Here is a 13,930-nt window from a genome sequence, read left to right as displayed (position 1 = left end):
CCAGGCCGCAACCCAGGGTGCGCGGGAACTATTAAATGAAGGAAAAACAGGAGAGGCCCGCCTTGCGCTTCTCGCCGTATTGACCCCTGTGCAGGGATTTCTGCCCGTTGCCAATCAGCCGCCGATCAAGCAACTGCTCAGTGATTACATGGAAGTCAGGAACGGTGCCTGGCCGCATGTTCCCGCAGAACTTACTCCGGCCGCGCTCAACGGTTTTCTGTCCGCCTTTGACGCACAGCGCACTGAGTTGCTGCGTCTGGCCCGGCTTTTCGACCCGGAACCTCAGCATTACCCCAATGGAATAAAAGCCTATTACCGCCATGTGGAGGAGATCCTTTCCCAGCGAGCCCACGCCTATGAACTTGCAGGAAAACTTGCCATGCAGGCGCCTCCGCCGGATCAGCTTATTGTCAATCAACAGGTATTTATGACCCTGTTTAAAAAGGATATTCCAAAAACCTTTTACATGATCACTTTCGGTCCGGTTGTTGCGGGTATGCACGCCCAGAAAAGAGTGATCCCCGAAAACCTCACTCTCGCCGGCAAAGCTCTTGAAAAAGCCGCGGGCCAGAACAGCGCCTCCGCAGCCAGGGAAGCCCTGAACAGTGCAAAAAACGCACTCGATCTTGTCGAAGCAATAGAAATCGCGTTGCGTGACGACTTAGATCTCTCCAACATTTTGACCAACCTGTCCGCCCTGAAAAATGAATATAAAAAGCAAAACCAGCGGGCACTTGCGCTGTATGAAAAAGAAATAGACAGTAACCGGATGCCGGCGGCCAAAACCTGGCGTTCAGGAAAAGCAGGGGAAAAAGCCGTTCTGACCGAAGCCAGATCCGTTTTCACCTCACTTTTTCCAGACGAAACAATTCTTGCCCAAAACCTGCAAAGCCCGGAATTCACTGAACGCTGGGATTCCTGGTGGGAAAAAGATATTTTGTATACCGCCTACCATGGCTATGTGCTGGTGGCCACCGCCTCCAGAAACGGTTCAGGAAAATGCCTGGTCCGGGTGCAACGCTATCGTCGGGATCTGAAAGCGGACGGGAGCTGGAGTGCATTGATGCCCGACGACACCTTTTACAGCTACCCTGTCAGGGAAAAAAATATCTGAAATGTATCTGGCCACACGCCATCTCCCGTCCACCCGCTATCAACTCAGACATTCAGTAGAGGTGGACGAGGATAAATTCCAATCCGTTCCTGTCTATGATCTGGGGGAGAATCCTGCCGATCATTTTGAGATTTATGAAGAACAGGTAGTGCTGTTTTCTGAAAAACTCCTTAAATCGGTGGAAACGTGGTGCCCGGGCAAGGCGGAAAACCTCCTCGAAGAACTGCTTCGTCCGTTTTTCCCCGAAGAAATTCGCTTCAGAACCCAACCCTTCCACAATAGAAGGACGAGGAAAACAGCTCTTCCGGGCGACAATAACCGAAGGGCCGTCGCCTCCCAGGTCCATGAATTTGATCGGCGCCGGCTCTATTTTCTCCGCTATGGCGCGGTCGACCAGGCAAGACTCCACAGACTGCATGAAAAATGCTGCTTTCCCCTGCTTGGACAGTCACGGGATGAACGGGAACAATTTTTTGCAGGAGAAGAACAGGCAGTCAGCCCCGGTGAATACCTGCGCTACCTGCACGCCACCCTGCAGCTCCACCGTTTTTTTGATGAGTCATTTGCTCCCTCTTTCCCCGAACCACTGGACCGGGCAACCCTCTGCAATCATTTTATTGAACAGCTCTGTGCCCTCAACAGGGACGCATCATTCTGGCAGCTTGAGAGTGAAGCACCAGAGGAGAACAGCCTGCACCCCCTCCTGGTGCGCTACCTCATTATGTTTTTCGATCACCAGCCACAAGCCCGCAGTTTCAGCTCAGATTTTGCCCGCAGATTCATGGGGAACCATCGCCGGTTTCACTGGCCGAAACAGACAAGGAAAAAACAGAAGGAGGCCGCGGCCCTGTTCGGTAAACCACTTGATGAGTTACGAAAACTTGACCAAAACGAACTTTCCCGCCTGTTTCGCAAACGGGCCAAAAAACTGCACCCGGACCACGGGGGTAACCCTGGCCAGTTTATTGACCTGACTGAACTGTACAACGAACTGTCAGCAAAATCATAGGACTTCATCTGTCCCCTGAACGCTTGTCCAGTGCATTCCGATTTTGATGAAGAGATTGGTTATATCGTATTATTTCAATATACTATACAAGAAACAACCGTAAATCCGCCACAAATTCAGGTTTGGGAAAGGTAGGAAAGCAAATCCACATTTCTCTCCAGGATATAATCAGGCTCCACCGATGATACCGCTGCATCTTCCCGACTGGCCTCTCCTGTAAGGACCAGGATTGAGAGGAAATTATTATCCCGCCCCGTGCGAATATCCGTATAAAGCCTGTCTCCCATAATTGCCAGCGAATCAATGTCAAATGAAAATTTTGCCAGAAGGCCGTCTATCAGGGGGGCATGGGGTTTGCCGATAATGAGTGGCTTCACTCCTGTCGCCTGGATAAGCGGCTGCATCAATGCCCCGAGATCAATGTCGAACCTGCCGTTCTTCATGGGACACAGGGTATCAGGATGAGTGACTATGAACGGCACACCGGATACCAGCAGATGATAGGCCTGGTTCAATTTGTCATAGGTCAGGGTTTTATCGAAACCCATCACCACACACTGACCATCAGTCGTCAACTCGAACCCCGCTTCAATAAACGCCGATTCCAGGGAAGGAGTACCCAGCAGAAAGACACGGGAAAAATCGGTGCATCGTTTCAGATAGTCCAGGGTAGCATCCCCCGAAGAGTAAATTTCATCCTCCGCAAGGGAAATCCCCAACCCATGTAATTTTCTGAAATAATCACCCCGTCCCTTAGAAGAATTATTGGTCAGATAAATTTTCCGTATTCCGGCTTTATCCAAACCTTCAAGGAATTCCAGGGTGCAGTCAAAAAGCCGGTCCTCTTCATAGAGAGTTCCGTCCAGATCAAGCAGAATACACTTCACCTTTTTTAAGCGTTCACAAAAAGCATCCTTGGATAAAAAACTCATTATAAAATCCTTACTCAGTGAGAATTACAGGGGAAGAGGTGAAATCTGAACATGGAAAAATGTCATTATTGATAGTGAATCCTTTTTTCCACTACTGCAAACTGGATTATGGTAATGACGGCAAGAATCAGCACCAGGACAACAGTCAGGGTCGCGGCATAACTGGTATCCCAGAAACTGAAGGCGTTTTCATAAATATAATAGAGTAACAGAGAACTGGCGTTATCCGGGCCTCCCTTTGTCATAATAACCAGGTGATCCACCAGTTTGAAAGAATTGACAACGGCATTGACCGTGACAAACAGCGTGGTGGGCATAAGCAGCGGGAAAGTTACCCGTCGGAAATAATACCATCCTCCTGCTCCTTCAACAAGGCCTGCCTCACGCAACTCCGGAGAAAGCTGCTGCAGAGCCGCCAGGTAGAACACCATGAAAAAACCGGATTCTTTCCAGATCACCATGACAATAAGACAGAAAAGCGCCGTATCAGGATTGCCGAGCCAGTTATGGCTTCTGCCCCCGAACAGGGAAAACACCTGGTCAAACAGACCATATTCCGGAGTGTAGAAAAATAACCAGATGTTGGCAACAGCTATCATGGGCAGCACTGTGGGAGTGAAAAAGGACATGCGCACAAGAGAACGTCCCCTGATCTTTCGATTGACAAGAAGAGCCATGCCAAGGGCTATGCTTATACTGAACGGCACGGTGCACATGGAGTAGACAAAATTATTCTTCAACACCTTCCAGAAGATGTCATCATCGAGAAGATAACGATAATTATCCAGGCCGATAAACACCTCGGGTCGGGTTGCCGTTCCCATGGAAAAGAGACTGTGAAAAATATTGGAAACGATAGGGTAATGGGTAAAAAGACTGATCATGAAGACTGCCGGAAGGACCAGCAGCCAGCCGTTGATATGATTCCAGTACCTGCGCTGCACCGTTGTTTTCATGGACGTACTCCGGCGTTAATTTCTATCCTCCTGCCGGTTTCGGCTTCAAACAGGTGGAGATCCTCCTCTTTCCAGAAAAGCCCCACTTCTTCTCCCGGAGAAAGTTCTGCCTTTCCTTTTATGGAAACAGTAATGAAATGCGCTCCGGTACGGCAGAGCAGAAGGCTGTCCGCTCCCAGATATTCGATTGCTTCAACTGTTCCCCGGATTTTTGAATTTAGCGACAACTTTATATTTTCAGGCCTTACGCCGACAAGAACCGGTTTTGCATCCGCTGCGGGAAAGAGTACGGTAGAATATTCGGCAAAGATCGCGGCATCAGGCGTCAGTATGTTCATGGGAGGATTGCCGATAAACCCGCCGGTAAAAGCAGTTGCCGGCAGATTATAGAGATCTTCCGGAGTACCGTGCTGCTCAATGTGACCGTCCTTCATGAGAATGATTTTATCGGCAATAGTCATAGCCTCCACCTGATCGTGGGTGACGTAAACCATGGACATTTTCAGCCGTTGCTGCAGCAGGCGGATCTCCTGACGCATTTCCTGGCGCAGCTTGGCATCCAGATTCGACAGCGGTTCATCCATCAGGCAGACGGGGACCTGTGCCACAATGGCCCGGCCGAGAGCAATCCTCTGCCGCTGCCCCCCGGAGAGCTGGGCCGGCCTGCGCTCGAGAAATCCGGAAAGACCCAGGAGGGAGACAGCTTCGTCCAGACGTTTCTGGCGCTCCTGTTTTGGTACCCTGCGGGCCTTGAGACCGAAAAGAATATTCTCCGCGACATTCAGATGCGGAAAAAGAGCATAATTCTGAAAAACCATGGAGATATTGCGCTTCACCGGCGGCAGGTTGGAAACATCCCGTCCTTCTATCTCGATGGTCCCGGAGGTGGGCGTTTCAAGGCCCGCGATAAGCCTCAGGGTTGTCGATTTCCCGCAACCGGAAGGACCGAGAAGAACGAGCAACTCACCTTTGCCGCAGCTCAGGTTGATATCACGCAGGGCCTCAGTGTCGCCCCAGCTTTTACAGATATTTTTCAGAACAATTGTAGACATGTTTTTTACCCGTTCCTGAAACCTGTCCTGAAATCGACAGGTTACTTTATTCCCGAATGCATAAATGACTGAACAAACTGGCGCTGAAACAGAATAAAAGCCACCAGCAGCGGCGCCATGGTCATAACCGTTGCCGCCGTGATGATTGACCAGTCGACTCCTGATTCCGGTGCGCCGAAAATCGCCAGGCCCACAGTGAGAGGCCGACTGTTGACCGAGCTGGTGATAACCAGGGGCCATAAAAAATTATTCCAGTGATAGCTCACCGACACAAGCCCATAGGCTATATAGGTCGATCTTGCCAGGGGAACATAGACTTTCAGCAGAATCCCCACCGATGAGACACCTTCCACCTGGGCCGCTTCCACCAGTTCATCCGGGATGGTTTTAAATGACTGGCGAAGAAGAAAAATACCGAAGGCACTGGCCATATAGGGCAAACCAATAGCCGGGATGGTATCAAGGAGGCCAAGAGAACTGATGGTGCGGTAATTTTCCACAAGAAGCACTTCCGGCATGATCATCAATTGCAGCAGAACCAGGGCGAAAATCACATTTTTCCCAAAAAATTCGAACCGGGCAAATCCGTAGGCGGCAAGGGTACAGAGGACAAACTGGGCTGCAAGGATCAGGGTCACAAGCACAAAGGTATTCAGCAGATAGCGGGGAAAGGGCGCATATGACCAGGCCCTGGTGAAATTCTCCAGGGTCAGAGGCGCAAAAAGCTGGAAACTTGTAGAATATTCAGCCGGATGAAAGGCACTCCAGAAGGCAAAAACGACCGGAAGGAGCCATAGCGCCCCCAGCATCCAGGCGCCAAGAGTCTCCAGACCCTTTCCCATGACCGACATCCCCCATTTCATAGATTCTCCTCCTTTATCCCGACCGGGAAGAACGATTCCGCCCTGTCGGGATAAACAAAACCTAGCGATACCGCCTCAAAATACGTTCCGCCTGTTTCTGGGCATCCTTCAATGCCTTTTCAGGTGATTTTGCGTCGGTGAGTGCCGATTGAATCGCGTCATTGAGAATTTTATAAACCCGGCCGTTTTCATGGACAGATAACTCGGCTGTTGCGTATTTCAACTGGTCTCTTGCCACCGCCGCAGGTGGAAACGATTTGACATAGGCCTTCAACTCGGCGGTTTCATAGGCATCCGGACGGGTCCCCATATAGCCTGTACCGATGCTCCACTGGGCAGTGCGTACCGGCTGGGTCATCCATTTTATGAACTTCAGGGCGGCAGCTCTCTCTTCCGGAGTTGTTTTCTTGAAGATATAGAAACTGCCACCACCGGTGGGCGTACCCCTTTCCTTTTTAGCGGGCAGCATGGCCACACCAAAATCAAACGAAGCATTTTTCTTAACCGCCGTCAGATTACCCGTTGAGTGCCACATGATGGCTGTTTTCTGTTCCAGGAAATCGGTACGCAGGGTTCCCCATTCAATAGTTCCCGCCGGCATTACTTTATGGACTTTGCCGAGATCCTTCCAGAACTCAAGCGCCTGGACCACACCGGGCTTGTCAAAATAGGTCTCTGTCCCGTCACCGTTCATCAGTACTTCACTGTTCTGCTTGGCAAGAGCTCCAAACATCCAGTAAGGGTAGCCGGTGGAGGGGATTTCCAGACCCCAACGGGTGACCTTGCCCGCATTATTCTTCACAACCAGTTTTTTGCCCATGGCCACCAGTTCATCCCAGGTTGCCGGCGGTGTTTCCGGATCGAGTCCCGCTTTTCTGAAAGCATCCTTATTGTAATACATGACGATGGTTGAACGCTGGAACGGTACAGACCAGGTCTTGCCACCGGTTCGGGCATTTTCCATCAGGGCCGGATAGAAGCTGTCCAGCCACTTTTTTTCCTCCGGAGTGGAAATAAGATCATCAAATGCGAGAATAGCGTCATTATCAATAAGGGTGAATATTTCGGTGGAGAGAATAACGGAGAGGTGGGGCGGATTACCACCCTTGAGCGCTGTCATCGCCTTCGTCATGGTATCTGAATAATTACCGGAATAGATGGCTTTGACGGTAATACCGGGATTCTCAGCTTCAAAATCCCGTACAAGCTTATCCACCAGTTTCGTTAACGCACCACCGACCGCAACCGGGTAGAACATCGTCAGTTCCGTCGCGACTGCAGGGGTTGACAGGGAAAGCAGAAACAGGCCCAGAAAAGCCATTGCCATTGATCGAATCTTCGACCTTACATTGTTCATACTTCTCCTCCTTATTCAATAAAAGTTTTTGTTAAAAAACATTGCACAAAAACACTACCCGACAGGACCGGTAGTGGACTCTCTGACTATCAGGGAGAGATCAAGCATTCTATGGACAGGCTTCGTGCATCCTCTAATCCGCTGAAACAACAGTTCCGCCCCGAGTTTTCCAATGTCATATGCCGGTTGTCTGATGGTTGTCAGCTCGGGAATAACATAGGACGCTATGCGGATATCATCAAAACCGACGATGGACAGATCCCTGGGCAGTTGCAGGCCCAGCTCCCTCGCACCCTTCATGGCCCCCAGGGCAAGGAAATCATTTGAACAGAAAAAAGCGGTTGGTGGATCTTCAAGAGACAGCAGTTTTTTCACCGCGTCTCTTCCCCCCGTCAGGGAATAATCGGTCTGGACAAGAAGAGCTTTATCGTAAGAAATTTTATTATTTTTCAGGCACTGTCTGTACCCGTGCCACCGGTGAAAACTTCTGTCGGAAATGGAAAAACGCCCCGCAACCATGCCAATACGCCTGTGTCCCAGATTCACCAGGTGCTCGGTTGCCCGGTAACCGCCCCGGTAATTGTCGACCCCGACCACGGTCATGGGACCTTTTTTTACCGTGCTGTACAGCAGGACAAAGGGTATTTCTTCGTCCACCAGTGTTTTCAGGATGGCTCCCCGCGGGTTGGTTGTGGTAATAACCAGACCATCCACCTGCTTTTCCCTGAAGGTCTCGACCAGCTTTTCCTCCTGCTCATACCGGTAATAGGTGTTTCCCAGCAGCACCTGGATATTGTTGCGATCCGCATAGTCCTGTACACCCCTGGTTGATTCAGCAAAAACCGGGTTATTGATCGTTGGAATAATCAGACCGATGGTATTGGACTGCTTGGTGACAAAGCCCCGGGCCAGGGCATTGTATTTGTATTTGCACAGCTTCATGGCTTCCGTAACTTTGTCACGGGTCTGTTCCCGCACCGCCTCCGGAGAGTTTATTACCCTGGAAACGGTGGCAGTAGACACGCCTGCCAGCTTTGCAACATCAAGAATTGTACTCATGATAACCAATGTAAGTGTTTACATTTATATACCCGCAACAAAAAGAATCTGTCAATCTTTTTATTGCAACGGGGAAGCACCATATATATTTCTTATTCTTATCTAATTGAAATTTAATATTATTTTAATATTTCTTATTACAGAGGTTCTTTTACCTCTTGAAATACATCAGCCATTCATATTATAAACATGAAAATGTAAACACTTACATTTCAAGGAGAGCAAAATATGACAGGGCACCGCTTACTCCGTATCACGGAAAAAGTACAGCGCATTGAAAACTGCGGCCTTTTCGTTGATCTTATAAAAACTTCCAGGGGAACGGTACGGGTTGGCAGCATGCCCGATATCTCAAAATACCTGGAACACTACGGATTCAGGGAAGAAACCGTAATAGTACCAGACTGGGAAGGCTCAATGTGTGGAGACAACCGCACGGGGGAAGAGTTTGTTCTCTGGCGCTCCCAGGTCAAGACGGATATGGGCAGAAAATATGTAGGTTCTTCTGGCAATCTGGAGAGCCTGTACAGCAATCTGGATAAAATATTCCCTTTTTTCTTTAATCCCGAACGGATCGGCATTGTGAGAAAAAGCTGGCTGAACAACTGGTTCAAAAAAGAACCGGCAGTCCCTCGGTATTCAGACAATTCCCTGGAAATTTACTGCGAAGGGGAAAATATCACGGTGAGGGATCAGGGCCAGGAAGTTTACAACAGAAAAGAATCGTTACCGACCGCGGATCCGGACGGAGCAGTGGAAGAAATACTTGCAGAAGTGACCAGGGACAACCATCCCCGGGATGACCTGGAAATCACACCAATCGGTACCGGTAACGGCTTTACGGGAACAGTATCCAGTGTAGTGGTCCGTTTCGGAACTTCTGTTATCTGGGTTGACCCCTGCGGATATCCCGCCTGGAATCTTGCAGAACATGGTATCCACTGGGACGATATCACCCATATCCTCATTACCCATAACCATGAAGACCATATCCAGGGATTTTCCGCCTGCCTGAAAAAAGCGGAACACACCGGTATCCCCATGCAACTCATTACCGGACGGGCCATTCTGAATATACTCAGAAAACAGTTCAGGCCACTTTGTCCGCACTTTGACAGGCTGGTGCATTTCATTCCATTCTCTCCGGCAAGCCATCCCCTGCATCTGGGAGAACTGCGACTTGACTGTCGCTGGAATCACCATTTCCTCCCCTACGGGACCCTGGGACTGAAATTTTCCGGCGGGGGAAAAGTTTTCGGTTTTTCAGGAGACACCAAGCTGGATGAAAAAATCAATCTTATTCTCAGCAGAAAAGAGCTCCTGCCCGAATGGTTTGCTCACTGCGACCTGCTGTTTCATGAGGTGGATTTTGACAGTCCGGCCAGTGTCCATACCCACTGGAAACAGGTGGAAAAACTGCAGCAGGCTATTTCAGCCCGGATTCTCTGTTATCATTCAGCGGTCCTGGACAACGGGCCTCTGCCCCAGGTAAAAGCGGGAGAGACATATCGACTGGAATAAATTTGCAATTGCAGTTCAGAAGTCAATGGCATTTATTTGTGTCGGTCCATCACTGGCCCTTTCGCGCAAACTCTGCGTCGTTCTCAAAAAATAAGCTCGGAATATCAATTATATGTCTGCACTTATTTTTTCCCAGTCCTTGCTTTTGAACGAAACAGCTCATTTCCGGACAGACACTGACTTATGAACACCTTAAAAATCCTCGCTTCAATCTCCACTGGCAATCTTCCCATTGAAATCCACTCCACAGCTGCTACAATGCGTATAAAACTCAGCCAGATAAAGCAGACACAGCCCTAATCTGACCGGGTTTAATGGGACAATCAGGTTTTTTTCATTTTCTTTACCCTGCGGGATTGGCAATTTCAGGGTTTAGGTATTAGTTTATAAAGTCTTCAACATATTTTACAAATGGAGATCACCATGAAAAATCATCTGTATCGACTGCACATTACACTTTTTTCTCTTCTGTTTTTATCTCTTGCAACGCTTTCCTACGGAGCTGATATTCAACAGGATATTACAAAAAGCAGCACCATAGAGCGCATCAAAAAAAGAGGCGTGCTGCGGGTCGGTATGGACGTTTTTCAGCCCTGGGCCATGCGGGACAAAAACGGTCAATTCATCGGCTTTGAAATCGACGTGGCCAGGCGTCTTGCCAGGGACATGGGAGTTAAGGTGCAGTTCGTCCCGACAGCCTGGTCCGGCATAATTCCTGCTCTTCTAACCGGGAAATTCGATGTCATTATCGGCGGGATGTCCATCACACCCAAACGGGCCCTTTCGGTCAACTTCTCTATCCCCTATGACTATACCGGCATGTCCATCGTTGCCCACAAGGTCAAAGCCGCCGGTTTTAATACTCTTGAGAGCTTTAACAGTCCTGATGTACAGATAGCCATCAAACTCGGTACAACTGCCGTTGCAGCGGCCAAAAAGTTCGTGCCGAAAGCAAAACTGCGTATGTTTGACACGGAACCCCAGGCGTACCAGGAACTCCGCAACGGGAATGTTCACGCTGTCATCGGTTCGGCCCCCAAACCCGCCCAGGAGGCTGCAGACTACAGCGATACACTTTTTCTCCCTCTTGACACTACCTTTACAAGGGAGCCTATCGGCTTTGCCGTGAGAAAAGGCGACCCCGACACCCTCGCCTACTTCAACAGCTGGATTACCGTGGTGGACATGGAAGGCTGGCTGCAGGAGAGGCATGATTACTGGTTTATGACCAAGGACTGGGCCAATCTCATCAAATAAAAATCTGTTTACCCATGAAACTCAGCCGGATTGGCCTGAGTTTTGTGTGTAATTAGAAATAAAAATGAAGCTGGAAAATGATGGGGTGATACCGTCATGCACTATAAATTAAAACGTATTACCCCTCTTGACTTCTTGGTCCTCCTTGCCCTTTTTCTTTTTGCGGGCTTTATCTGCTACAGGCTCTTTTACTCCCTGAACTACAAATGGAACTGGTCGGTCATTCCCACCTACATGTTTCGTATAAACGAGAACACGGGCAGATGGGAAGCCAATATCCTGCTGGAGGGTTTTTTTACGACCCTGCGACTCAGTTTCTGGGGGATGGTTCTGGCCATTATGATCGGTTTTCTGTTCGGTTTGATGCGGGTTTCAACCAGACTTTTTTTCCGCCTCACAGGCCGAACATATATTGAACTGATTCGGAATACCCCTCCGCTGGTACTGGTCTTTATTTTTTATTATTTCATTACCGATCAAATCCTGGTTGCCTTCGCCATTGATGAGCAGATACTGCGCAGTCCTGCCTGGGTACAGAAAACCATTTCGCTCTTTTTCGCTGACTCCCCCTCACTCAATCCCTTTCTCTCCGGTGTTCTTACCCTGGCCCTCTTCCAGGGTGCCTATATCGCTGAAATTGTCCGGGCCGGGATTCAATCAATCAAGAAGGAACAATGGGAATCCGCCTGGTCCCTGGGCCTCAATAAATGGCAGGTCATGCGCCTGGTCATTCTGCCGGAGGCCGTTCGCATCATGCTCCCGCCCCTGGGCAATGAATTTATCAATACCGTCAAATGGTCTTCGATTGTCTCCATCATCTCCATCCAGGAGCTTACTTTCCAGGGACTGCAGGTTATGGCCTCCACCCACGCAACCATTGAACTGTGGATCACCATTTCCGTAATATACCTGCTTCTCTGCCTTACACTCTCTGTAACTGTTGCCGGGATAGAGAGGCGACTTTCGCGTTTTGATTCGTTTTTTCAAACAAGCGCTGCTGAAGGAAATTAATATGACAGTATCACAATCACCTTTTGGCATTGCCAACATCCGCCTGTTTATTGCCTTTCGGGTCTTTTTCAACTGCCGCTTTTACTATCCCGTATTCACAATTCTTTTTCTAGATTACGGCCTGACAATCGAACAGTTTGCCCTGCTGAACACCGTCTGGGCAATTACCATTGTTCTGGCCGAAGTCCCTTCTGGCGCTCTGGCCGACGTCTTCGGCCGTAAAACTCTGATTGTCATCACCTCTTTTCTGATGATCATTGAAATGCTTGTCATAGCCATTCTGCCCCTGGGAAACCCCACCCTCATCTTCTGGGGATTTCTCATCAACAGAATCCTGAGCGGTCTGGCAGAAGCCATGGCCAGCGGCGCGGACGAGGCCATCGCTTACGATTCTCTTGTCATTCAGGGAGATGTGAAAGACTGGCCCAGAGTTCTCAGTGTACAGATGCGCCTGCGCTCCATTGCCACCATTATCACGGCAACCAGCGGCGCCCTGCTCTATGACCCGGACATCATCAATCGTATCCTCAGGTGGGCCGGTTCATCCACCACGGTCACCCAGCAGATCACTATGCGTTTTCCTGTCTACCTGACCCTCGTTCTCGCGATTCTTGCCTGTATCACGGCCCTTATGATGCAGGAAAAAGAAATGGAGAAAGAAAGCGACAAAAACGAATATTCCATGGCAAAGGCTCTGGAAATGACCTGGCGGGCGGGAAAATGGATATGGAGAACACCTTTTGCCCTGGCAGTTATTCTCCTGGGGATGTGTTATGATCATGTCCTTCGAATGATCGTCACCATGACCAGTCAGTATTTCAGATTAATCAACCTGCCGGAAGCCAGTTTCGGTTTCATCAGTTCTGCCATGGCCCTGCTTGGCCTTGTTACACCGAAGGTGGCCGAATATATGGTAGGCAGATTTTCGGCCACTGCGAATATGCTGTGGGTTGCAGCCGTGACCCTTACCGGCCTTTTCGGCCTCACTGGATTTTTCCCCTATTTCGGCATCCTGCCCATGGCCTGTATTTTTATCGGCCTGATGCTGGTTTCCTTTTTTACAAGCCATTACCTGAACCAGATCACAGAATCCTACCAGCGGGCCACCGTACTCAGCTTCAAAGGGTTGGCCTTCAATCTTGCCTATGGCCTGATCGGAATTTTTTTCGCCATGCTGATCCAGTACCAGAGAGAAAAAATACATAACGCCCATCCCCAGTGGATTGCCGACAATATCAAAAACCTGGCCTTCAAAAATGCGATTGACTGGTTTCCCTGGTATACCATTGTTGTACTCTTACTGATCGTATTGTACAGTGGGTGCAGGCTGAGGAGAAAAGAATGACCCAAGGTTGCCAATTACCTGATTAAGGTAATTGGCAAAAGGATGTCCGACTGAAAACTTTTGATACACGGTGATTTCCCATGTTAAAACGATTTTCAATCTCCCTGGAGGAAAACCTTCTTGAAATTTTTGATGAACATATTCAGGCCCACAGTTACAATAATCGTTCAGAAGCAATCAGGGATCTGATCCGCAAGGCTTTTGTCAAAAAAGAATGGCAGGCCGACAAGCAGGTCATGGGAGTTATCAGCCTGGTTTATGATCACCACAGGCCGAATCTGCAGGAAAAAATCACGGTAGTCCAGCATGACTACCATCACCATATCGTCTCAACGACCCATGTCCACATGGATCATGATAACTGCCTTGAAGTAATCGTAGTCAAGGGCAAGGCCAAGGATGTACAGGATCTCGCCAACAAGCTTATCGCTCTCAAAGGAGTCAGGGACGGCCA

Annotated in this window: 13 protein-coding genes; 7 read left to right on the top strand and 6 right to left on the bottom strand. The window is 49.3% G+C overall.

Annotated features, from left to right (window positions below; genetic code table 11):
- Both ACXLDX_RS09755 and ACXLDX_RS09750 read left to right on the top strand, forming a co-directional pair.
- Positions 1 to 1,114, top strand: a 1,114-nt coding sequence (locus tag ACXLDX_RS09755; RefSeq protein WP_457576990.1) for a hypothetical protein, incomplete at its 5' end; no start/stop codon positions are given.
- A 1-nt stretch (position 1,115) separates the two neighbouring features.
- Positions 1,116 to 2,123 carry a J domain-containing protein gene (locus tag ACXLDX_RS09750; RefSeq protein WP_457576989.1) on the top strand — a complete coding sequence of 336 codons (1,008 nt, stop codon included), beginning with the start codon at positions 1,116 to 1,118 and terminating at the stop codon, positions 2,121 to 2,123.
- A gap of 116 nt (positions 2,124 to 2,239) precedes the next feature.
- Here the strand turns inward: ACXLDX_RS09750 and ACXLDX_RS09745 are convergent, their stop codons facing one another.
- The 6 genes from ACXLDX_RS09745 to ACXLDX_RS09720 form a co-directional block, all read right to left on the bottom strand.
- Positions 2,240 to 3,055, bottom strand: coding sequence for an HAD-IIA family hydrolase (locus tag ACXLDX_RS09745; protein ID WP_457576988.1), 816 nt, complete (start codon positions 3,053 to 3,055; stop codon positions 2,240 to 2,242).
- A 65-nt stretch (positions 3,056 to 3,120) separates the two neighbouring features.
- On the bottom strand, positions 3,121 to 4,011 hold the full coding sequence (locus tag ACXLDX_RS09740) for a carbohydrate ABC transporter permease (RefSeq protein WP_457576987.1): 891 nt from the start codon (positions 4,009 to 4,011) through the stop codon (positions 3,121 to 3,123).
- Complete coding sequence (locus ACXLDX_RS09735; protein ID WP_457576986.1) at positions 4,008 to 5,063, bottom strand: ABC transporter ATP-binding protein; 1,056 nt, start codon at positions 5,061 to 5,063, stop codon at positions 4,008 to 4,010. The genes ACXLDX_RS09740 and ACXLDX_RS09735 overlap by 4 nt, the downstream gene beginning before the upstream one ends.
- A 41-nt stretch (positions 5,064 to 5,104) precedes the next feature.
- Positions 5,105 to 5,905, bottom strand: coding sequence for a carbohydrate ABC transporter permease (locus tag ACXLDX_RS09730; RefSeq protein ID WP_457576991.1), 801 nt, complete (start codon positions 5,903 to 5,905; stop codon positions 5,105 to 5,107).
- 82 nt (positions 5,906 to 5,987) lie between these two features.
- On the bottom strand, positions 5,988 to 7,283 hold the full coding sequence (locus ACXLDX_RS09725) for an ABC transporter substrate-binding protein (RefSeq protein ID WP_457576985.1): 1,296 nt from the start codon (positions 7,281 to 7,283) through the stop codon (positions 5,988 to 5,990).
- A 54-nt stretch (positions 7,284 to 7,337) separates the two neighbouring features.
- Positions 7,338 to 8,342 (bottom strand): LacI family DNA-binding transcriptional regulator, encoded by a 1,005-nt coding sequence (locus tag ACXLDX_RS09720; protein ID WP_457576984.1) that lies wholly within the window; start codon positions 8,340 to 8,342, stop codon positions 7,338 to 7,340.
- A 228-nt stretch (positions 8,343 to 8,570) separates the two neighbouring features.
- Between ACXLDX_RS09720 and ACXLDX_RS09715 the strand changes: the two genes are divergently transcribed.
- The 5 genes from ACXLDX_RS09715 to nikR all read left to right on the top strand — a co-directional run.
- A complete protein-coding gene (locus ACXLDX_RS09715) occupies positions 8,571 to 9,863 on the top strand; it encodes an MBL fold metallo-hydrolase (protein WP_457576983.1) in 1,293 nt (430 codons plus the stop codon).
- A 423-nt stretch (positions 9,864 to 10,286) separates the two neighbouring features.
- The gene (locus ACXLDX_RS09710; protein WP_457576982.1) at positions 10,287 to 11,120 is read left to right on the top strand and encodes a transporter substrate-binding domain-containing protein; all 834 of its coding nucleotides are present in this window, start codon (positions 10,287 to 10,289) and stop codon (positions 11,118 to 11,120) included.
- 96 nt (positions 11,121 to 11,216) lie between these two features.
- Entirely contained in the window at positions 11,217 to 12,131 is a 915-nt protein-coding gene (locus ACXLDX_RS09705) for an amino acid ABC transporter permease (RefSeq protein WP_457576981.1), read from the top strand.
- A 1-nt stretch (position 12,132) separates the two neighbouring features.
- A complete protein-coding gene (locus ACXLDX_RS09700) occupies positions 12,133 to 13,476 on the top strand; it encodes an MFS transporter (RefSeq protein WP_457576980.1) in 1,344 nt (447 codons plus the stop codon).
- A gap of 80 nt (positions 13,477 to 13,556) precedes the next feature.
- Positions 13,557 to 13,930, top strand: a 374-nt coding sequence (nikR, locus tag ACXLDX_RS09695; RefSeq protein ID WP_457576979.1) for a nickel-responsive transcriptional regulator NikR, incomplete at its 3' end; no start/stop codon positions are given.

It is taken from the genome of Desulfomarina sp., from assembly GCF_054039375.1.
Note: the sequence above shows the minus strand (reverse complement) of the source record. Positions and strands in the feature narration are given on the sequence as shown.

Coding starts and splice junctions, on each gene's coding strand:
- ACXLDX_RS09710 (WP_457576982.1), top strand. CDS start 10,287: ATGAAAAATCATCTGTATCGACTGCACATTACACTTTTTTCTCTTCTG.
- ACXLDX_RS09745 (WP_457576988.1), bottom strand. CDS start 3,055: ATGAGTTTTTTATCCAAGGATGCTTTTTGTGAACGCTTAAAAAAGGTG.
- ACXLDX_RS09750 (WP_457576989.1), top strand. CDS start 1,116: ATGTATCTGGCCACACGCCATCTCCCGTCCACCCGCTATCAACTCAGA.
- ACXLDX_RS09740 (WP_457576987.1), bottom strand. CDS start 4,011: ATGAAAACAACGGTGCAGCGCAGGTACTGGAATCATATCAACGGCTGG.
- ACXLDX_RS09730 (WP_457576991.1), bottom strand. CDS start 5,905: ATGGGAAAGGGTCTGGAGACTCTTGGCGCCTGGATGCTGGGGGCGCTA.
- ACXLDX_RS09715 (WP_457576983.1), top strand. CDS start 8,571: ATGACAGGGCACCGCTTACTCCGTATCACGGAAAAAGTACAGCGCATT.
- ACXLDX_RS09700 (WP_457576980.1), top strand. CDS start 12,133: ATGACAGTATCACAATCACCTTTTGGCATTGCCAACATCCGCCTGTTT.
- ACXLDX_RS09720 (WP_457576984.1), bottom strand. CDS start 8,342: ATGAGTACAATTCTTGATGTTGCAAAGCTGGCAGGCGTGTCTACTGCC.
- ACXLDX_RS09735 (WP_457576986.1), bottom strand. CDS start 5,063: ATGTCTACAATTGTTCTGAAAAATATCTGTAAAAGCTGGGGCGACACT.
- ACXLDX_RS09725 (WP_457576985.1), bottom strand. CDS start 7,283: ATGAACAATGTAAGGTCGAAGATTCGATCAATGGCAATGGCTTTTCTG.
- ACXLDX_RS09705 (WP_457576981.1), top strand. CDS start 11,217: ATGCACTATAAATTAAAACGTATTACCCCTCTTGACTTCTTGGTCCTC.